Genomic DNA, 22,981 nt, shown 5'->3' with positions numbered 1-22,981 from the left:
TAAAATGTGTGGATATAGAAGACTGTCAACACTAATTTGTAGTGCAATTTACGACTTTTGACAAATTACTTTAGCATTCTGATCTAATTGTAATCTTTTTTGCGTTATTTGGTCAAATTTCACTTTTACAATAATCGTTGTTTACCTCAATATTCCATCTAAAACACATTTTTTTCAACTCAATAAAGGAAGTTTTATTATTTACAAAATGTAGCAAGATACCTTTACTCTAGCAAGGCAAATTAATTCGAAAATAATAATTTTACAAGTATTACCTGAAGTCAGGTAATTTTTTAACGTATATGCCTTATAGTTAGTTGTTTATGATTAAGTAAAATGGCCTTAACATTTAAAACACAATATTTTTCTTACTTTTGTGTTGCGTTTTAAATTTGATTAAGCATAATTGTCTGATTATAAAATAATTATAAATGAAAAGAAAACTACTTATCGGATTGCTCTGCCTTTTTAGCACTCTATCACTATTTGCCGAAACAAACAATTTAAATATTCCTGTACCAGATTCTGAATACCAGGCATTGGTAGATTTCTATAAAGCAACAGGTGAATCTAACTGGAGTAATAAGTGGAATACAAGAGAAAATAATCTCCATGAAGTTGCCTGGTATGGGATAACACTGGAAAATGGGCATATTACAGGTATTAATCTAAATAATACAAGTGGGATATCCGGTACAATTCCTGCTTCTTTTGGGAATTTAAAATACCTTAAAACACTTTCACTGTACGGAGGAAGTTATGGAAAAGATTTAAATACCACTGATTTAAGTGTTTTTTCAGGTTTAGAAGAACTGGAAACTCTTGATTTGCGATATTGTAAATTAAAAGGAAACATACCTGCTTCATGGAACAAGCTAAAAAAGCTTAAAACACTGTATTTGAGCGAAAATGCTATTACAGGTTTTTCACCAGAGTTTGGTGAACTTACGAGTTTGGTTACAGTTGATTTGTCCGGAAATCAAATTCAGATTCTTATAAAAGAAGTAGAAAATTTAGCAGCATTGACTTCTTTAAATCTTGCGAATAATAAGCTTACAACAATTGTCGGTTTATTAAAAAATCAGGTGAGTCTGGAATTAAATTCTCAACAAGTAAATATTGAGAATTTGATTTATAAAGGTGTTGATCTAAAGATTGATAATCTCCCAAACGTTATGCTTTATAACAAAACCAAAAGTGATTTTTCAGCAAGAAGGCAATATGTTGTTTATGTGCGAGGTAGCCAGATTGGAACCGTCATAACCGTTGCAGAAGATGGCAGTTTAACGATTCCTTCGTCCTATCTGGCAAGTATAAAAAGTGGTGACGAAGTCTATTTGTACCAGCAATATGACGGTATTGATGGCGGCGCATATTACAGCCGTTTTTATTTATCTAATATAAAGGTAAGCCAGCCGGCAGTATCTGCAATAGAATATCAGGTGTTGGTAGATTTTTATAATGCCATGAACGGCAACAACTGGAACATTAAATGGGATGTAAACGAAAATAATCTTAATCAGGGAGCATGGAATGGTTTAAGCATTGAAAACGGACATATTACAGGAATTAATCTTAGTAATACCAGTAATGTTTCCGGTGCAATTCCGGCATCTTTCGGGAATTTAAAATATCTTAAAAATCTTTCGCTTTATGGTGGAAATTATTCAAAAAACCTGGGTACGACAGATTTAAGCGTGCTTTCAGAATTGCAGTCTCTGGAAACAATCGATTTAAGATATTGTAAGGTTGCAAGTGCAGTGCCATCTTCATGGAGCAAGCTAAAAAAACTAAAAACGATGAATCTGGGTTACAATGCTATTACGGGACTGCCTGAAGAAATTGGCGAAATCGAAAGTCTGGTTACGCTTGATATGACTTCAAATAAAATACAGGCCATTCCTGTTTCAACAGGGAATCTGGAAAATTTAGTGACTCTAAATTTATCCTCCAACCAAATTGGAGTTTTGATTAAAGAACTGGAAAACATCAATACTTTAAAAACATTAGATCTTTCGGGCAATAAAATTTCGACTATTCTGGCATTGTTGAATGCTCAGGTTTATCTTGAACTCAATTCGCAAAGCATCAGTATGGAAAACTTTATTTATAAGGGAACTGATGTTAAGGTAGAAAATTTTCCGAATGTTGTTTTATACAACCGAAGGAAAAATGATTTTTCTTTAAGGACAACTTTTAATTTGTATTTGAGAGGAAGTCAGGTTGCTACTGGTCTGCAAATGCAGCAAGACGGAAGTCTTACTATTCCGGTAAACTATCTGGGTTCGCTAAAAACCGGTGACGAATTGTATTTATACCAAAATTACGACGGATCAGGAAGTTCCTATTATACCAAAATTTATTTCCCTGATTTAAAAGTAGATCAGCCTACAATTCCTGATGCAGAATACCAGGCTTTGGTTGAATTTTATAATGCAATGAATGGTGCTAACTGGGCCAATAAATGGAATGTTGCCCAAAATACTCTTCACGAAGGTGCATGGTTTGGCGTAAGTATAGAAAACGGGCACATCACAGGATTAAACCTGAATAATAATTATGGTGTTTCCGGTGCAGTTCCGGCTTCTATTGGTAATTTAAAGTACCTGAAAAACCTTTCCCTTTATGGAGGAAGTTACAGCAAAAATTTAAGCACAACAGATTTAAATGTGTTCTCAGAATTAGAGTCTCTGGAATCCCTGGATTTAAGATATTCTCAAATTAAAGGCGATATTCCTGCAACGTGGGCTAACTTGAAAAAGTTAAAAACAGTTTATTTGGGTTACAACAATCTTACAGCGCTACCGGAAGAAATAGGTTCGATGGAAAGTTTGGTTACACTGGATATTGCATCAAATAAAGTAAAAGCAATTCCAGTATCTATAGGAACTCTGACCAATTTGGTAACGCTGAATTTATCTTCAAATTTAATAGAAGTTTTGATAAAGGAGCTCGAAAACATCACCACTTTAAAAACACTAGATCTTTCAGGTAATAAAGTTTCGACTATTGTAGCTTTACTGAATTCTCAGGTATATCTTGAACTGAATTCGCAAAGTGTAAGCAAAGCCGGTTTTATTTATAAAGGAACAGATGTTAAGGTAGAAAATTTCCCAAATATTGTTTTATACAACAGAACCCAAAATGATTTTTCGTCAAGAAGAACTTTTAATTTGTATTTACGAGGAAATGTAGTTGTCAATAATTTGCAAATGGCAGAGGATGGAAGTATTCTCATACCAGCAACGTATCTGGCTTCTTTAAAAACGGGCGATGAATTGTATTTGTATCAAAATTACGACTGGAATTCAAGTTCGTATTATTCAAGAATTTATTTTACGGATTTAAAAGTAGATCAGCCCAAAATTCCGGATGCAGAATATCAGGCACTTGTTGATTTTTATACCGTAATGGGCGGTACAAACTGGACCAATAAATGGAATGTTTCTGTAAATAATTTACATGAAGGGGCATGGTATGGAGTGAGCATCGAAAACGGACATATTACAGGATTAGACCTGAATAATAATTATGGTGTTTCGGGTGCAATTCCGGCTTCTATTGGTGATTTAAAATACCTAAAGACACTTTCCTTGTACGGTGGTAGTTATGGTACTAATTTGAACACTACAGATTTAAATGTTTTGTCAGAGTTAGAATCACTGGAATATTTAGACTTAAGATACACCAAAATTAAAGGCGACATTCCATCATCGTGGAGCAAACTCAAAAACTTAAAAACTTTATATTTAGACCATAACGCACTTACAGCTTTACCTGCAGAATTTGGCGAAATGGAAAGTTTGGTTACGGTTAATTTATCAGGAAATCAGATAAAAGCAATTCCGGCTTCGGCAGGAGATTTGACAAAATTAGTAACGCTTAATTTATCTTCAAATCAAATTGAAGTTTTAATTAAAGAATTAGAAAAATTGACCGCTTTAAGAACTTTGGATTTGTCAGGCAATAAAGTGGCAACGATTTTAGGATTATTATCCAGTGAGGTTTATCTGGAGATGAATTCGCAAACTTTAAGTATTGCAAACTTTTTATACGAAGGAACGGATGTAAAAGTGAGTAATTTGCCAAATTCGGTTTTGTACAACAAAGCTTCGAATGATTTTTCTGCACAAAGACAATTTAGACTATATGTAAAAGGATCTCAGGTTGGAGGTAATTTAACCGTTGCGGGAGACGGAACAATTACAATTCCTGCAGACTATCTGGCGACTTTAAAAACCGGAGATGAACTGTATTTATATCAGCAATATGATGGTGCTCAGGGGGCAGCTTATTATTCGAATATTTATTTTAAGAATGTAAAAGTAGATCAGCCTAAAATTCCGGATACCGAATATCAGGCTTTGGTTGATTTTTACAATTCAATGGGGGGCAATAACTGGAACAATAAATGGGTAACAGCCGAAAATAATCTGCACGAAGGCGCGTGGTATGGAGTAAGCATTCAAAACGGGCATATTACCGGACTTAATTTAAACAATACCTCAAATGTTGCTGGAGCGATTCCGGCATCTTTTGGAAACCTGAAATACTTAAAAAACCTTTCTTTATACGGAGGAAGTTATTCGAAAAATTTAAGTGCTACAGATTTGGGAATTCTTTCCGGATTAGAAGCTTTGGAGTCTTTAGATGTAAGGTATTCGAAGTTAAAGGGCGTAATACCGTCTTCATGGAATAAGTTACAGGCTTTAAAAACTTTATATATCAGCAATAATACTATTGAAGAAGTAAATGAAGTTGTAGCAGCTTTACCACTTTTAAAAACAGCTGATTTCTCTTATCAAACCATTACGGTTCCTACGATAGAAGTTGGGGCAAACGAATTGGTAATCACGCTTCCGACATTAAGTACTTTTTTATTTTCTGCAAATGGGGGCGTTGTCAATAACAAAAATAATTTTACACTTTATATTAATGGTGTAAGTAAAACATCGAATTATTCAAACAGTGAAGGAAAACTGATTTTTAAGGATATTGCGTTGTACGGAATTAAAGTAACTGACAAGCTTAGGATTGTGCAGAACGACGGAACTGCTCAGGGAACTTCCATAAATTATACACAAGTTGTGTTTGGAAAACCATTGACAGACGAGGAATTTGAAATTCTAAAGAAAATTTATGCAAGCACAAACGGATCACAATGGACCCAGAAATGGGATATCTCCCAAAATAAACTGCACGAAGTAAGCTGGTACGGCGTTGGCACAAAAGATGGCCACGTTGTATCGTTGAGTTTAGCAGGAAATAATCTTTCGGGAACGCTTCCGGCAGAATTGTCTGATTTAGCATATCTGGAAACTTTGAATTTACAAACGAATGCGATAACAGGTTCGATTCCGGCAAACATAGGGAATCTTCAAAATTTGAAAACGGTAAATTTACAATCGAATAAATTTGAAGGAACTTTACCAAATTTATCAGGAATTTCAGGATTGAAAAAACTATCTGTTTCAGGAAATTTATTCAAAGGAACCATTCCGGGACATTTGAATGATTTTATCAACATCGAACAAATCGATCTTTCGAATAATAGTTTTGACGCTTTAGAAAAACCATTTACTTATAATCCCGATCAGGTTTATGTAAACCTTAGAGGGCAGATTATTACAAAAGATGAATATTTGTATTTGCGAGGCGATGAAATAGTAGTTGATCTTCCATCAATAACAACTTATAATGAAGAAAACCAAGATTTCAGTGGGAAATATTTGTTTGAACTACAAGCCAATAATTTCAAAATATCCGAAGCTATGGCGGTAGATAACACACTTACTTTTCCAAATATTGCCATTTCGAGTATTCCGGCCGGAGCCAAAATTACGATTTGGCAAAGAACAGGAACTTCACAGGGTACGTATTTACAATTTAAAGGTATTGCCGACGGTTCTGAAACACCTTTAATCGAACCAGAATACGACGCTTTGCTAGCATTTTTTCAAAGTGCCGGAGGAACAAGCTGGAAAGAACCCTGGGACATTTCTTCAAATAATCTTCACGAGAAAAAATGGAAAGGCGTTATCACAAACGATGGACATGTAATTTCGATAAGTCTGACAGATAATAATCTTACTGGAAATATCAGTCCAGAATTAAGCAAGTTTACAGAATTGCAAAATCTTTCTTTAAATCGTAATAAGCTGACAGGAACGATTCCGGAAAGCGTAACTAAAATTACAAAATTAAAAACAGTTGATCTTTCTGAAAATGAACTGACAGGAATTGAAGCAGCATTTGCGGTAAACGTAACTATTAAAATGGATCGCCAGAAAATTAATTTGGGAGAACTGCCTTTAACCTTAAACGCTACAATTACAGACAGAAAAATAAATCATTATGACCATACGAACTCGTTGTTTAATGCAACGCAATCGTATAATATGACGCTGAAAGATTATTTCCAGATGGTTACAATACCAGAGGACGGAATAAAACTGACCAGTATTTTGAGCGAATGGAATGTGCCAAATAATCAAACTTTAGAACTGAGGCAAATTGCAGGTTCTGCCAGAAATAGTGTCATAAGCTATGCAATTACCTATAGAGAAGGCGACACGAATCTGGATGGAATTGTAAATATTCTTGACATACAATCCACTTTGAATTATACGCTAAACCAAAAACCAAAATTCTTTAATTATGGCGCTGCAGATTTAAACAAAGATAAAAACTTAAATATTCTGGATATCATTTTACAGATCAACAAAATTCAGGCAGGAACTCAGGAGAAAAAAGCGAATACAAGCAAACTGGCTTCAATAGAAAATACGGTTTTAAGCATTGAAAATAATACTTTATTTATAGAAAGTGAAACAAACTCTGCTGCCGCCTTTGATATTCGCTTAAAAGGAATTTCGAAAACTAAGGTAACAGAAATGCTTTCAGCAATTGGGTATACCGCATCGATTGCTGAACAGAATGATGAAGTAAGTATTATTGGTTTTTCGATGGATAAAATCTTGTCCGGCAAACAGGCGATTGCAAAACTGACTGCGAATGCAACAATTGTTTCGGCTATGATATCAGATCATGAAGCAAACGAACTTAGTTATAAAATTACCGGTAAGACTTTGGGAGTTGATGATTTTGATTCTGAAAAAAATAATCTAGTTGTAAATTATCCGAATCCGTTCATGGAGCAGACTACAATACAATATCAACTGGCAGAAAATGCAGACAAAGTATCGCTGATAGTGTACGATACCAGAGGGCAGATTGTTCGTGTAGAGGAAAATTTAGGCACTTCTAAAGGAAAACAGGAACTGAAGTTTTTACGAAAAGAACTTTCTTCAGGAATCTATTTTTATACAATTAAAATACAAACTGGTGCAAATCTAAGACGATTAACCGGAAAAATGCTAATACAATAAAATAAACGAAATGATATATAACAAACCCGAACCGATGAAAATTAAACTTTTTCTTGTATTTATATCTTTATTTTTTGCAACACTTACTTTTGGGCAAAACAGCCTGAAATTGGTAAACGCAGCTGCCGGACCAGGAGATAAATCAAAAATCGTAATTGACCTCGCAAATTCAGCTGAAGTTGTTGGAGCCGAATTTACACTGACCGTTCCGCAAGGATTACTGGTTTCTGAAAAAGAAAGCAAAATCATCGAAAGCAGAAAAGGCGATCACGCCATTTATGTTAATATAGAGAAGAATAATCCGCGAAATTATCACTTTATCATTCTTTCGCTGACAGGCGAGTCTTTTAAAGGAAACAGTGGTGCCTTATTAGAAATACCTATTGAGATTCCATTAAATTATATAGAAGGGCAAACCCATAATCTGGGTCTTTCGAGTGTTGTTTTGAGTTCTAAAAATGCGGTTGATATTGGTTCAAATCATACCAACGGAATACTAACAATTGCAACAGCGCAATTTCCGGATTTAACGATTTCAAACATAACGTCAAACGATACAAAAATTACTCCCGAAGGAAAAATTACGGTTGCGTGGAGCGTTGATAATATTGGAGAAAAAATTGCCTCTGGCGGATGGATAGAACAAGTAAGCATAGTATCTGATGCTACAGGTTTAGAATATAATCTGGGAAAGGTTTCGTACAATGAGGATTTAGACAAAAAGAAATCCGTAAGCAGAAATGCAACTTTTACTCTGCCTAAAGTTTTAGGAATTGATGGAAATGTAAAAGTCAGAATCAATCTTATTGCCAATACTTCGGTAAAAGAACCAGAAAGTTTAAAAGCAAATAACAAGATTACGGCGGCTAATGCTATTGTATTGGAAAAAGTACTTTTTTTGACGTTGGACAAGAAAAGTATTGCAGAAAATTCTACAGAAGTTATCCGTGCAACCTTAACCCAGAGCGGCGACAGAAGCACGGATAAAAATTATGATATTGTAGCATCTCAATTGGGTCAATTGGGATTTGATGCAGCGGTAAAAATTGCAAAAGATCAATCATCAGTTGTCTTTTACATTAAACCAACAGACAATACGGTAACCGACGGAAACAGAACTATAAAATTAACGCTGTCAGGAAATGATTATACACCAGTTTCTGATGATATCGAAATTATTGATAATGAATTTTCGGTAATAACGTTAACGCCTTCTAAAGTTTCAGCAACAGATGGTGATGTTATTACGGTCACATTGGAAAGTGATTTTGCAAAAAGTACTGATGCAAAATTTACGATTTCGGCAGATCAGAATTCACGTTGGATTGTTCCGACGGAAATTGTACTTCCTGCGGGAAGCAAAACAGTTTCTTTCGATATAACTGTAAAAAATAATAAAATTCCTGAAGCCACGGTAACTGGAAAATTGACTTTGAGAGCTGAAGGTTTTCAGGCAGGAAATACAGAAGTTGTCTTAAAAAGTTCAAATATTCCGATTTTTGAATTGGAAATAAGTCCAACAACAATATCTAAAGCCGATGGCGTTTATGCGACTTATGCGACAATAAAACGTGTAGATAAATCGGATATTGCGACCAATATTCGTTTAAAACCAAGTATTGTAAACGCCTTGATTTTGCCTGAGGTTATTGATTTTCCTGCCAATGTAAATCAGAAAAAATTTAATATCGGTGCGATAAATAATGGAATTGTAGACGGCACAAAAACAGTAAACGTTACCGCTGAGGTGTATATTGCATCGTGTGATTGTACTGTTCCAGCTGGAAGCAACGGAAGTACAATCAGCAAAAATATCACTATTCTTGACAGTAATGGGCCAACTTTAATCCTGAAAGCAAATCCTTCAACGGTAAAAGCAGGGGCAGAGAATGTGGCCAAAATTACAGTTGCCAGAAATACTGTCGACACATCAAAAGCGATTTTGGTACAACTGTCGAGCGATTCACCAACGATTGTGACGATGCCTGCAACGGTAACAATTCCGGTTGGGAGTGAAAGTGTAGAAGTTTGGATAAGCACTAAAATAGATGTTACAAAAACAGGAGATCAAACAGTGCGTTTAGCAGCCGAAGCCGACAGTTTTGCATCTGGTTTTTCGTGGATATTAGTTACAGATCAAAATAAGCCTGACGCTATCATTAGTACCGTAAATACGGTAACTGAAACGGGCGGAGGTGAAAATATCGAAATCGATGTGACGGTAACCAATCAGGGATTTGCTTCTTTTACCAAAGGATCAAAGGTTGAATTCTTTCTTTCGAAAGACAAACAAGTTAAAAACGGAATTCTTTTATCCAGTATTGATGTTATCAATGATATTGAATCAGGAAAAAATATCGAATTAAAACAATTAGTTAAACTGCCGCAGCAGGCGGGTAATTATTTTATAATTGCAACGGTTAACCGCGATCAGAAACTAAACGAATTATCCCTTACCAACAACGAAACTTTTGCTTCGATTAAACTGCACGCCAGTTATTCTGCAACTGCAGTGGTAACAAAAACAGTGTATAAATCGGCAGAAACCGTTCACATTACCGGATCGGCAAAAATGCTGAACAATTCGGTTGCAGCAAATAAAGAAATAGAAATCACAATTGCAAACGGAACTTTTGTTCGCTCGTTCATCGTAAAAACAAATACATCAGGAAATTTTGCTTACGATTTTGAACCCTTAGAAGCAGAAAGCGGACATTATGCTTTGAGTGCAGGATATCCGGGGACTGTTAATCCAACTCAGGCAGAATTTGATATTATTGGTTTTGAATGGATGAATAAGCCAACAGATTTTTTAAAGTGGGATGTTGTTACACAAACGCCTTATAAAGGAGAATTCAGATTAAAGAATAATAGTAAAACGGCTTTAACCAATATAAAAATTGCACTTCCTGCAGATGCAGGATTTACAATTCAAACCGATCCTTTAACCTTATCTGCTGGACAGGAAAGTGTTTTGTCATATACTATTTTAACTGATAAAGCTTCGGCAGAACAAAAATATTACAACATCAATTTTACAATTTCATCAGATGAAGGAGCAAAACTAGCCGGACTGGCTTTTTATCATTGTAAGGCGCAATCGGCAAAATTAATTGCAAATCCGGTGAGCATTAATACCACGATGATTAAAGGAACTTCTCGTTATTATGAACTTTCTGTTTCAAATTCGGGAGGTGTAAATGCAGAAAATGTTAAGATTGAATTGCCAAAACTAGACTGGATGAAATTAAAAAGTCCATCGGTTATTGAAAAGATTGCACCAAATGAAGTTGTCAAAATAATACTTGAATTAGCTCCAACAGACAAACAGCAATTAAATGTCCCCTTATTCGGAAGTTTAGCACTAAATCCTTCAAACGGGGGCGGAATTAGTATTCCGTTTAAAATAGAACCTGTTTCTGAATCTACTGGTTCTTTATTGATTGATGTGGTTGATGAATATACGTATAATACCGAAAAGGCACCACATTTAAAGGGCGCAAAAGTAGTGGTTCGCCATCCTTTTTCGGGGGTTATTTTAGCAGAAGGAATTACAGATGATAACGGGATTTTCCAGACTCCGCAAATACCAGAAGGGTATTATACCGTAACGGTAACGGCAGATAAACACGACACCTACCAAAATAATTTACTGATAGATCCGGGAAAAGTTACAACACAAAAAGTATTTATTTCGTACCAGGCTGTAAGTTACGAATGGGTGGTTAAACCAACAGAAATTGAAGATCAGTACCAGTCAGATTTGGTGGTAAAATTTGAAACAAACGTACCAAAACCTGTTATTGTAATTGATATTGATAATCCGGTTTTAGATCTAAATGTCGGCGAAAGCAGAATGAGTTATGTTACAGTGACCAACCACGGATTAATCGCTTTATCAAATGTTAAGGTTAATATAGACAGTCAGGGAGATTTCAACTTTAAACTAATGATTGAAAAATTTGATGTTTTAAACCCTAAAACCTCAATTATTATTCCCGTGCTTATTACAAGACCAGTATCGAGTTCGAAAAGTGCCAGTGCCAATCAAACCTGTAGTTATAATTTAATTACAAAAGGAACTTATGTTTGCGAAACAGAGCAGGACATTGCGGCATTCAAACCGTATTATGTATTGACCTGTTCTACTCCAAGCGCACCTACAACCGGAGGCGGAAGTCCTAATTTTAATGGTGGCGGATTTGGGCCTTTAATTCCAATTGGGAATGCTTTTGGCAACATCATCACTGCACTTCCTACAGTGTGTGATAATCCTTGTATTACGTCAGTAATAGGAATGGTGTTTGGTTGTGTACCTGTTCCGGCTTTAAACGTTGCCGGATGTCTTTTAGGGCTTGCAACCGTAAACGGAGACGGAGTAAACCAGGCAATTGCGCTTGGCGGATGTATTCCGGGACCTCCGGGCTGTATTTTTGGTATGGTATCAGTACTTAAAACCTGTATCTATGATGTGGTTTCATCAGGTAAATCAGCTAATAACAGCTTTTTAGATACGATGTACAATGATTTTTATATCATGGACAATGCGCAAAATGCATTAACAAACAGATTAAAGGCATATCTGGGCAACGACAGAATATTACAAAGCACCTATTTTCATGCTTTTATGAAAGAAGTTTCGATTAGTCTTGATGCTCAAAAAGACTTTACAGTTGCAGATGTTGCCAGAATAAAAGCGAATCTCTCAGGCAGTGATATTACCAATCAGGAAATAGATAATTTCTGCAGCAGATGGAATAAAACAGTTGAAGCATGGAATAAAGGCATCAAAATTCCTAATGTGCAATATCCAGACATCATCAATAAAAACGATATTGAAGAATACGACAGGACAAGAAAAATTTTAATCGATCACTATCAAAAAAGAGGTTTTGTTTCTGCAGAAGAAATGTACAATAAAGATATGGCTGATATCAAAGAATATACAGATGAAGCCGCTTCTAAATCATCAGTCTGTGCAACAGTAACGGTTAAATTTTCTCAGAAAGTAACGATGACGCGAGAAGCTTTTGAAGGAACTTTAACGATGAATAACGGCAGCAGTGGCAACACAATCAAAGACATTAATTTAGACTTATTGATCAGAGACGAGGCCGGAAATGATATGACGCATTTGTTCCAAATCAATAAAGATGCTTTCCTGAGCGGAACCGGACTTGTTGGTCCTCAAAGCAGTAAGGCAGGAACGGTAATTTTTATTCCAACCAAAGAAGCAGCACCAACTGTGTCAAAATCGTATTCTTTTGGCGGAACATTATCCTATACAGATCCAGGTACTGGTGATAAAGTAACGGTTCAATTATTTCCTGTAACACTTGAAGTAAATCCGAGTCCGGACTTAGTAATGCATTATTTCATGCAGCGTGATATTTTGGGAGACGATCCTTTAACGGATAAGGTCGAGCCAATTGTTCCAGCAGAAATGGCTTTATTGATTAAAAACGAAGGTTACGGAATTGCTAAAAATGTTCAGGTAGAATCTGTTCAGCCGGAAATTATAGAAAATAAAAAAGGGCTTTTAATAGATTTTGAAATTGTTGGAAGTAACTTCAACAATGAACCAAAGCAATTAGGTTTATTGAATGTTGATTTTGGAAACATTGAGCCTCAGAAAAATGCTTTGGGACAATGGTGGTTTACAAGTTCACTGTTAGGCCATTTCGTTGAATACGATCTTCAAATCAAACATTTAAGCAGTTACGGAAATAAAAACCTAAGCCTGATTAAAGCGTCGTATGTTCACGAATTAATCAAGAGCGTAAAAGCGTATCAGGCAGGACATGACAACGTTGGTGATTTCTTAGTAAATGATATTGCCGATACAAAAGATACACCGGATGCTATTTATTATTCAAATGGTGACAGCGATGAAGTGTATAAAGTAAACACTGGAACGGTCTCTAACGTAATTTCACCAAGTCAGTTAACGACGACTTTAACTGTGAATTCGTCTAAAACAGGATGGAATTACGGTAATTTGGCAGATCCGGGATCTGATCGATACAAACTGGAAAGAGTAGTCAGAATAAGTGATAATCTTGAATTGCCGCTTCAGAATTTCTGGCAGACATTTATAACGTTAAAAGATGGATTAGAACCCAAATATGAGAATAATCTTCACTTTCTTGATAAAATATCAGGATTAGAGAAATACACACTATACTATACGCCGATAAATACAAATATTCCAAAAGTAATTTCGTTTGGAAATATTCCTTCGACCACAACAAAAGCACTGGAATCTGTTCAGGTAAACTTTAATAAAGCGATTGATCCGAATACGTTTACATCGCAAAATATCACTTTAATTCATCAGGGTAAAAAACTGGCTTTTGATGATAGTCTAATAGGAAAAGTAAACGACTCTACTTTTGTTTTAAATACCAAAACTATTGCAATTGCCTCAGGTTATTATGAATTAACCGTGCAATGCGCAGGTATAAAAGATCCTGAAGGAAATGAAGGAAATGAAGGGAAAAGTGTTTCGTGGATTCAGATAATTGGCGAACTGGGAATTGTCCAGTTTAAGAACGATCAAACACAATCACAGTCTTTAAATAGTGTTGAAATTCTGTTTAATAAACCAGTTAAACCAGCACAGTTTACAAAAGACAAATTGAAATTAAACGGAAATACACTCGATAATATTTCGATTGTAACGGATGATAATCTGAAATATACTATTGTTGGATTAAGCGAATATAACAAAGAAAACGGTGATTATGAATTGACAGTGGATTTGCCTTCGATAAAAGCAGAAGACAATACACAGGGATTAATCGTACAGTCTCATAATTGGAAAGTAGATATCCTGCTCCCGGAAGTGAAAAGTTTTGTACCACAATATCAGGGTGCTGTTAACAGTCAAAACGTTACAGAAATGTTGATTACTTTAAACAAACCATTAAATACTTTTGATAAAAACTGGGTGAGTTTATTTAAAGGAAGTGTCAATTTGAATGCCATTGTTAATGTAACAAAACAAGACGATTTGCATTATGCAATCTCTGGTTTGGGAGAATACACACAAACTGCAGGAGGTTATAAAATTGTAATTGATCAGTCTAATTTTGTGGATCTTTCCGGGAATTTTGGAAGCGGGGCTTCAAGCACAAACTGGACTGTAAAATTTGACAAACCGCTCGCTCCGATTAACCTTCGCATAACGCCAGATAGAGGAATTTCAACATCAGATAATATAACATCGGGCAACGATTTGCAAATTGCGCTTACCACAGTTGAAAACAAACAAAATGTAGAATTGTATGTCATAACTCCGCAAAGCAGAATTTTAGTAAGCAAACAATATCAGGAAACACCGAAAGAAATCTTTATTCCGATAAATGGATATAGTGGTAAAAATACTTTTGAAGCTATTACTTATGACGAATTTGGCAACTCAAGCGACGCAGTTCGGATAGAAGCATATCTGGATAATGTTGATCTTGGTGCTGCAATTTCTCCTTTAAGTTTAAATAATAGTTGTTCAGAAACCGATGGGTTAGCAATAACATTCGATAGTGAAATTACAGTTTCGGTATTTACAAAAGATGCTTTAGTAGTTAAGAAAGGAGGAATTTCTGTTTCAAATGAAAAACTGACTCTGACTAAAATTTCTGATAAGGAATTTGAAGTTAGTGGAATCGAAAAACTAAGCGGAGATCATACGTTCGGAATTGATTTGTCAAAACTGAACAAAAAATCGAGTGGTTTGCAAGGAAAAGGAATCGTTTACAAAAATGTAGAATCCTCTGCTATAATTTCTGCAGTGATAAACGGAGACCTTATTATTACCGAAGCAAATTCAATTACAACCTATACGGCAACACAAAATCTGTCAGGATATGAGTGGAATGTAACAGGCGGTGAAATTGTAGAGCAAAAAAGTAATACCGTAACCATTAAATGGAAAGACAAAGGAATCCAAAATCTGTCACTTTCATATTCAACATCAGCATCTTGCAGCAAAACGATTTCTATAGAAGTAAAAGTTGATGCAACGTTGTCAATTGATACTCCTGTTGATAGCAAAAACGGTTTGATTGTGTCCCCGGTTCCAAACAATGGAACCTTTACGCTGGCGTTGTCAGGTAACGAAGGGTTTTTTAAATTAACAATATATGATGTAAATGGGCGTGCTGTTTACCAGCAGGATAAAGTAGAACTTTCGGATAGCATAAAAAGTACTATTCATACAAATTTAAAGTCATCGGGAATGTATTATCTCATCATGTACAACAGTGAGAAAACGTACAAAGTTAAATTCCTCATTAAATAGAAATTATGTAGTAAACGGATGAGCATTATTGCTCATCTTTTTACTATTATGTTATAAGTAAAAGTTGGAAATCAACATTATTCAATCCCTTTCTATTAACAGTTCTTATTTGAGAAGTGATTCAGAGGCAGAGGATATAATTTTAGAAAAGTAATCTGTTATAATTCGATTATCGAATTATTTATTAATATATGAATTCAGGATTGAACTTAGATCAAAATAATGTATTTGTTGTCTGACATTTATGATAGGTTTTCTAATTAGAGCTTCGTTGGTTAAATAATAATGTAAACCATCTTCAGTTGTAATTCCTTCTACTTGATGAAAAGAAAGTTTAAGATTAATTCTTCGTTTGTTTCCTGATAGGAAATCATGATTCTTGAAATCGTATAAGAGATATATGAAAGGTTTACCTTTTGTTGAATAACCACAAAGAGCAATTAGGTTTTTTGATTCTAAGTAAGTTGCGCCTGTGACTAGCCCTTTTGAATCTAATGTTTCTTTTAATTGCGCTGTGTGATTTCCGGGTTTATTTGGCAAACTATAAATACTGGTTTTTGATGACTTCCATTTTTTTGTAAACAGATAAATGCTGTCTTTTATAACAATGAAAGCTTCGCAATCAAAATCAGTTGTGTTTGCTTTTTTTTTATCAAAGTCGGTTTGATTAGAGTAAGCAAAAGAAATTGTTTCAATGATTGGATCTTCTTCTAAAAATGTTTTTTTTCGATTTTCAGAATTTTCAGGTTACTTCTGTTTCCGGAATAATTATTTCCAAAATCCCCAATATAGATATAAGAACTATCTTGCGAAATCTCTTCCCAGTCATGATTTGACTCATTTTTCAGAATTATTCTTTTTTTAATTTTCCCTAATGAGTCTAATCCGTAAACATTTGTATCATGATCGTCATTATGAGTCCATAATAAATGGTCATAAGCAATAAGCCCTGATGTTTCTTTAATAGTATCATTCAAAAAAAATGAATATTGAGGTTTTATGTTGATTTTTTTGTACAAACAATTTCCATCGTTTAGAGTTGCATTAGGATTATAATTTTTTGAAAGCGGATCTGTACATCCTAAAATTTGGCTATGAGTTGTAAAACTGAAAAAGAGTAAAAAAAATAAACATTGTTTCATAATAACGATGCAATAAACTTAAATTTTAAAAGTTATCCTTTTGGTATTTGTTCACAATTTATAAAATAATTTACAAATTAGGTTCAAAATAAATTTAGGTTCAATTGTTTTATGTCGGAAATTTAACACTAAAAAAACGAATATGATTTTTTTTGAGTTGCTAAATTGAGTTAAATTTATTTTTTAATTTAAATCTTCAAAATGACTATAATTTGTGATGTTTTGTATATGATTGATAATGAGATTAATGTATTTTTGTGTAAGCATTATTCATTATACAGTGATGATTTTAAGTATATAATCTAAAAAATGTCAATACATTTGCACAAATTTTATTTTATTTCTAATTCTTAAATATGGGAGTTAGACTAGCGAAGCTATATCGCAAAGCTATATGTTTTTTAAAATTATAGAGAAAAATACTGTTATAAATTTTTGAAATTGTAATTTTGATTTTAACATTTAGAGATGAGATTTGTTTTTTTAGAAATTTAACATGTTAATGCAATTTAATACATTGTACAGCTAAATATGATATTGAATGTTTAAATATTGAGAAGAGTAACTTTAAAAAATAATTATAAATATAACAATCCCAAAATTACCTGACTTATGAAAAGAATATTTTTTGCCTTATTATTAATTACCACAATTTCACAAGCGCAATATAGATTTAGATACGACAAGCTTTTTATGGAAGGAGGAGTCGGAATGGCTGTTCCTTTAACCCAACTGTCACAATCTGGAAAAGAGAAACCATTATCATTGGTTCATGGTCAGGGAGGATTCCGTTATATGTTTACTGAGAATGTAGGGGTAATGGGGCTATTAAGTTTTGATCAGTTTAATAAGGGTATTAAAAAAAGTGATCAGTTAATAGGAAGTGTAGAACTTTGCTATAATTTAGGTAATCTGATTGAATTATCCAGTAATACAGGAGGACAATTTGGTTTACTTGTTCATGCAGGAGCAGGGGCAGGAGTAATGTCAAGTCAATATTTCAATCGTGATAAGATAGGCGCTTTAATGATAGGTGCAAGACCCTACATTTTTATAAATGAAAAAGTCTCTTTTTTTGCAGACCTGACTTACAAATCTATATTATCACAAAAAATTTATTATAATGGTAATTTAATTGGAAAAGATGTAACAGGAAGTAATCTGGGACTTACTTTTGGTTTTATGGTTGCTTTGGGGCAAAACCGTTTCCATGCAGATTCAGCATATTAAACGAAAGAAATATCAAATATATTTTCACATAAAATAATTATGAAAATAGGAATTACTTTTAGCGCCTTTGATTTGCTTCATGCAGGGCATATTACAATGCTTGAAGAGGCTAAGCGTCAATGTGATTATTTGATTTGTGCCTTACAAACAGATCCAACATTAGATCGTCCTGAAAAAAACAGACCTACACAAACAGTTGTAGAACGATACATTCAATTAAAAGGATGTAAGTTCGTAGATGAAATCGTTCCTTATGCAACAGAACAGGATTTAGAAGATATTTTGAGATCTTTTAAAATTGACGTACGAATTTTAGGAGATGAATACCGGGAAAAAAACTTTACCGGTCGTGAATATTGTGAATCTAAGGGAATTGAATTGTATTTTAATACCCGGGATCATCGTTTTTCAAGCAGTGGGTTACGAAAAGTAGTAGCAGAAAAAGAAGCATTAAAGGTAATTTAAGTAACATGAAAAGTAATACAAAAATTTATATTGCAGGCCATAAAGGAATGGTAGGAAGTGCAATTTGGAGAATTCTTGCTGATAAAGGATTTACAAATCTGATAGGGGTTTCGAGTAAAGACCTTGATCTTCGCAATCAACAAGCTGTTCGTGATTTTTTTGCTAAAGAAAAACCCGAAGTAATTATTGATGCAGCAGCAAGAGTTGGTGGAATACTAGCCAACAATGATTATCCTTACCAGTTCATTATGGAGAATATGCAAATCCAGAATAATCTGATCGATTCAGCTTTACAAAATAATGTTGAAAAATTTATTTTTTTAGGAAGTTCATGCATTTATCCAAAATTAGCACCACAGCCTTTAAAAGAAGATTATCTTTTGACGGATACTTTAGAGCCAACGAATGAATGGTATGCAATTGCTAAAATAACGGGTGTAAAAGCCTGTCAGGCAATTAGAAATCAATTTGGAAAAGATTATGTGAGTTTAATGCCAACCAATTTATATGGTACACACGATAATTTTGATTTAAATACCTCTCATGTTTTGCCGGCAATGATTCGTAAGTTTCATGAAGCTAAAGAAAATAATCATGCCCCTGTAACACTTTGGGGCAGCGGTACTCCAATGCGTGAGTTTTTATTCGTGGATGATATGGCTCAGGCAGTTGTTTTTGCTTTAGAAAACAAATTACCGGATTATTTATATAATGTTGGTACAGGTGAAGATTTAACCATTAAGCATTTGGCAGAAACCATTCAAAAGATTACAGGCCATACAGGAGAAATTAAATGGGATTCAACAAAACCAGATGGAACTCCTAGAAAACTAATGGATGTTTCAAAAATGCATCATTTAGGATGGAAGCATAAAATAAATTTAGAAGAAGGAATCCAAAAGACGTATAATTGGTTTTTGGGAAATAAAGACGCTTTTAAGCAAGTAAAAATGTAGTTTTAGATTAATAAAAGTTAGGAATTAAGAATGTAATATCTTAACTTGAAAAGAAATGTAACTAAAAAAACAATAAATGAGTACACAAAAAGTAGCCCTTATAACAGGAATCACAGGTCAGGACGGATCTTATTTAGCAGAATTATTATTAGGAAAAGGATATCAGGTACACGGAGTGAAAAGACGTGCATCTTCTTTTAATACACAGCGAATTGATCATATTTATCAGGATCAGCATGAATCACATGTAGATTTTAAGTTGCATTATGGTGACTTGACAGATTCAACCAATATTATTAGAATAATTCAGGAAGTGCAGCCTGATGAAATATATAATTTAGGGGCTATGTCTCATGTAAAAGTTTCTTTTGATTCTCCAGAATATGTTGCGAATGTGGACGGTATAGGTACCTTAAGAATATTAGAAGCAGTAAGAATCCTGGGATTATGTGAAAAAACCAGAATCTATCAGGCTTCTACTTCCGAGCTTTATGGCGGTATGGCAGAAAATAAAAATGACAAAGGCTTCTATGATGAAAATTCACCTTTTTATCCTCGTTCTCCATATGGAGCAGCTAAAATTTACGGTTTCTGGATAACAAAAAATTACCGTGAAGCTTATAATATGTTTGCCTGTAATGGTATTTTGTTCAATCACGAGTCTCCAAGACGTGGTGAAACTTTTGTAACCCGAAAAATTACGATGGCGACAGCAGCTATTGCAAAAGGAAAACAGGATTGTCTTTATCTAGGAAACCTAAATTCACAAAGGGACTGGGGACATGCAAAGGATTATGTTGAAGCAATGTGGAGAATTTTACAACAAGATACACCGGAAGATTATGTAATCGCAACAGGAGTTACAACCTATATTAGAGATTTTGTAATCATGGCTTTTGCAGAGATAGGAGTAACGTTAACTTTTGAGGGAGAAAACGAAAATGAAGTGGCTAAAGTAGCATCTTGTAATAATCCACTTTATCAGTTGGAAATAGGTAAGGTGGTAGTCCGTGTAGATCCGGAATATTACCGACCTACAGAAGTAGATTTGTTAATTGGGGATCCTACTAAATCTAAGACAAAACTAGGGTGGAAACCTCAATATGATTTGGCTGCTTTGGTGAAAGAAATGGTGGCAAGCGATTTGAAGTTGTTTTAAAGAAGTCTAATTTGAACTAAATATTTTAATAAATAGTTTTGAACAAGATACTTAAATTTTTTGAAATTAAATTTAGATTTCTATTTACTAAGTCTATAGTAAGAGGTCATAAAAAATCTAAAATATATATTGGTAAAAATGTTACAATTGAAAATTCGAAAATTGTTATATTCGAAAATTCGACATTACATATTGATGATAATACAGTTATTAAGAATGTCAATATGAAAATAAAAGGTAAAGTTGATATTGGGAAATATAATATTATTGATAATGGATATTTGTCTTCTAAGATTTTTATAACAATAAATGGTTCTTTCTCTATGGGAGATTTTAATCGTATTAGATGTGCGATTTGGAGTAGATTTGACAGTATATTAAGTATTGGTTGTCATAATAATATTAATGAAGAAACAGAAATCAGAGCGGATGAGCGTGTAGTTATTGGTGATTACAATCAGATTTCTTACAAATGTTTAATTTGGGATACAAATACTCATAACATCTATCCTGATTCAAAAAGAAGAGATTTAACAAATAATTTTTATCCAATATTTGGATATGAATTTGAGAAGCCTAGTACAAAGCCTGTTTCAATAGCGAATGATTGCTGGATTGGGAGGGAAGTTGCAATATTGAAAGGTGTTGAAATTAAAAATTCATGTGTTATTGGATACAGGACTACCCTCTCAAATTGTATAATTGATAAAAATAAGGTAGTAGTTTCAAAAAGCAACAACGTAATACACGATAGAACTAATAATGATTAATATTAAATAATCGATGTCGACTAAAAAAAATGATATGGGGAGTCTTTTATACTGCCATATCAAAATATTCATCAATTTTAATATCAATTGGTATTGGTGCAATACTATCAAGATTATTATCTCCAACTGAGTTTGGTATTGTAGCTATAGTCATAATTTTTATAACATTTTTCAATATGTTAAGTGATTTTGGATTTGGTCCAGCTATTATCCAGAATCAAAATTTGAATGATAAAGATATAAAATCACTTTTTTCGCTTTCATTAATTTTTGGATCTGTATTTGCTCTATTATTTTTCTTATTAGCTCCAATGATTGCTGATTTTTATTCTAACCAACAATTAATTAATATTTCAAGATTATTATCTATATGTGTTTTGTTTTATTCTTTTTCAATAGTCCCCAAGGCTTTATGTACTAAAAAATTACTTTTTAAAAAGATAGCAGTAATAAGTTTACTTATACAGTTATTTAGTGGTGGTATGGCAGTATTTTTTGCTTTGAATGGTTATAGCTACTATTCATTGATTTACAAAAGTATTTTAGATGCTTTCCTTTCTTTTTTGTCTTTTTTTATTTTAGTACCGATTAAAGTTACATTTAATATTAAACTATCTTCTCTTAAGAAAATTCTAAAATTCTCTGTTTATCAGTTTATGTTTAATTTTATCAATTATTTTTCTAGAAATGCCGATAATTTATTGATTGGTAGATATTTTGGAGCTTCGCCTCTTGGTTATTATAATAAATCATATCAGTTAATGTTGATGCCTGTTCAAAATTTAACACATGTAATTACACCTGTTCTTTTCCCGGTTTTATCAGAATTTCAAAATGACAAATCAAAGATATTTTCATCATATTGTAGAGTTGTTCAACTTTTAGCTATAATTGGTTTCCCTTTATCTGTTTTTCTTTTTTTTCAGCATCAGATTTGATCAATATTTTGTTTGGACTTCAATGGCAGCAAAGCATTCCTATATTTAAGGTTTTATCATTAACGGTCGGGATTCAAGTAGTATTGTCTAGTTCTGGATCTATTTTTCAAGCTGCTAATCGAACAGATCTACTATTTTTCACCGGTGTTTTGCATTCCATTTTTATGGTTTCTGGTATATGTTTTGGTATATTTTATATGAAAGATATGATATATGTATGTTATGGTTTATTAATGGCTTTTATTTTAGGCTTTTTAAATATATTTATTGTTCTGGTTAAAATTGCATTAAAAAGCTCTTTTGCTATTTTTATGAAGCTATTTATTAAACCAGTTTTTTTTGCTATTTTATTAGCTGTTATTCTTTGTTTTAACAGTAACTTAATAATTGAAAATATTTTTTATTCATTAATTGAAAAATTTGCAATTAGCTGTTTAGTTCTTAGTCTATGTTGGATAAGCTATCCAAGTAATAGAATTCTTTTGATAACCCGATTTAGAAAAATTGGATCTAAATAATTTATTAATTCTAATTAATAAACGCTGAGCATGAGGTATTTAACTTTGATATTTTAGCTGGTTTATGTGAAAAATGAATTTGAGTTTTCCAAAATGTGCAGATGTTGGCTATGTAA

11 protein-coding genes are annotated in these 22,981 nt (G+C 33.5%); 9 read left to right on the top strand and 2 right to left on the bottom strand.

Annotated features, from left to right (window positions below; all coding sequences use genetic code 11):
• Positions 1–431: 431 nt before the first annotated feature.
• Complete coding sequence (locus tag P5P89_RS03595; protein WP_278010779.1) at positions 432–7,388, top strand: leucine-rich repeat domain-containing protein; 6,957 nt, start codon at positions 432–434, stop codon at positions 7,386–7,388.
• A 34-nt stretch (positions 7,389–7,422) separates the two neighbouring features.
• On the top strand, positions 7,423–15,687 hold the full coding sequence (locus P5P89_RS03590; RefSeq protein WP_278010778.1) for a CARDB domain-containing protein: 8,265 nt from the start codon (positions 7,423–7,425) through the stop codon (positions 15,685–15,687).
• Between the two features lie 177 nt (positions 15,688–15,864).
• Here the strand turns inward: P5P89_RS03590 and P5P89_RS03585 are convergent, their stop codons facing one another.
• A complete protein-coding gene (locus P5P89_RS03585) occupies positions 15,865–16,227 on the bottom strand; it encodes a hypothetical protein (RefSeq protein ID WP_278010777.1) in 363 nt (120 codons plus the stop codon).
• Positions 16,228–16,397: 170 nt separating this feature from the next.
• Positions 16,398–16,664, bottom strand: coding sequence for a hypothetical protein (locus tag P5P89_RS03580; RefSeq protein WP_278010776.1), 267 nt, complete (start codon positions 16,662–16,664; stop codon positions 16,398–16,400).
• A 777-nt stretch (positions 16,665–17,441) separates the two neighbouring features.
• Here P5P89_RS03580 and P5P89_RS03575 point away from each other — a divergent pair.
• The 7 genes from P5P89_RS03575 to P5P89_RS03545 all read left to right on the top strand — a co-directional run bounded on the left by P5P89_RS03575 (position 17,442) and on the right by P5P89_RS03545 (position 22,865).
• Complete coding sequence (locus P5P89_RS03575) at positions 17,442–18,059, top strand: hypothetical protein (RefSeq protein ID WP_278010775.1); 618 nt, start codon at positions 17,442–17,444, stop codon at positions 18,057–18,059.
• A gap of 39 nt (positions 18,060–18,098) precedes the next feature.
• A complete protein-coding gene (locus P5P89_RS03570; protein ID WP_163400491.1) occupies positions 18,099–18,524 on the top strand; it encodes an adenylyltransferase/cytidyltransferase family protein in 426 nt (141 codons plus the stop codon).
• Positions 18,525–18,529: 5 nt separating this feature from the next.
• Positions 18,530–19,480 carry a GDP-L-fucose synthase family protein gene (locus P5P89_RS03565; protein ID WP_278010774.1) on the top strand — a complete coding sequence of 317 codons (951 nt, stop codon included), beginning with the start codon at positions 18,530–18,532 and terminating at the stop codon, positions 19,478–19,480.
• 76 nt (positions 19,481–19,556) lie between these two features.
• Entirely contained in the window at positions 19,557–20,639 is a 1,083-nt protein-coding gene (gmd, locus tag P5P89_RS03560) for a GDP-mannose 4,6-dehydratase (RefSeq protein ID WP_278010773.1), read from the top strand.
• A gap of 38 nt (positions 20,640–20,677) precedes the next feature.
• Positions 20,678–21,409 carry an LbetaH domain-containing protein gene (locus P5P89_RS03555; RefSeq protein ID WP_278010772.1) on the top strand — a complete coding sequence of 244 codons (732 nt, stop codon included), beginning with the start codon at positions 20,678–20,680 and terminating at the stop codon, positions 21,407–21,409.
• 29 nt (positions 21,410–21,438) lie between these two features.
• Positions 21,439–22,347 carry a lipopolysaccharide biosynthesis protein gene (locus tag P5P89_RS03550; protein WP_278010771.1) on the top strand — a complete coding sequence of 303 codons (909 nt, stop codon included), beginning with the start codon at positions 21,439–21,441 and terminating at the stop codon, positions 22,345–22,347.
• A gap of 8 nt (positions 22,348–22,355) precedes the next feature.
• A complete protein-coding gene (locus P5P89_RS03545) occupies positions 22,356–22,865 on the top strand; it encodes an MATE family efflux transporter (protein ID WP_278010770.1) in 510 nt (169 codons plus the stop codon).
• Positions 22,866–22,981 lie beyond the last annotated feature (116 nt).

It is taken from the genome of Flavobacterium gyeonganense, from assembly GCF_029625295.1.
GTDB classification, from domain to species: Bacteria; Bacteroidota; Bacteroidia; order Flavobacteriales; family Flavobacteriaceae; genus Flavobacterium; species Flavobacterium gyeonganense.
Note: the sequence above shows the minus strand (reverse complement) of the source record. Positions and strands in the feature narration are given on the sequence as shown.

Coding starts and splice junctions, on each gene's coding strand:
- P5P89_RS03590 (WP_278010778.1), top strand. CDS start 7,423: ATGAAAATTAAACTTTTTCTTGTATTTATATCTTTATTTTTTGCAACA.
- P5P89_RS03570 (WP_163400491.1), top strand. CDS start 18,099: ATGAAAATAGGAATTACTTTTAGCGCCTTTGATTTGCTTCATGCAGGG.
- P5P89_RS03550 (WP_278010771.1), top strand. CDS start 21,439: ATGATATGGGGAGTCTTTTATACTGCCATATCAAAATATTCATCAATT.
- P5P89_RS03575 (WP_278010775.1), top strand. CDS start 17,442: ATGAAAAGAATATTTTTTGCCTTATTATTAATTACCACAATTTCACAA.
- P5P89_RS03565 (WP_278010774.1), top strand. CDS start 18,530: ATGAAAAGTAATACAAAAATTTATATTGCAGGCCATAAAGGAATGGTA.
- P5P89_RS03595 (WP_278010779.1), top strand. CDS start 432: ATGAAAAGAAAACTACTTATCGGATTGCTCTGCCTTTTTAGCACTCTA.
- gmd (WP_278010773.1), top strand. CDS start 19,557: ATGAGTACACAAAAAGTAGCCCTTATAACAGGAATCACAGGTCAGGAC.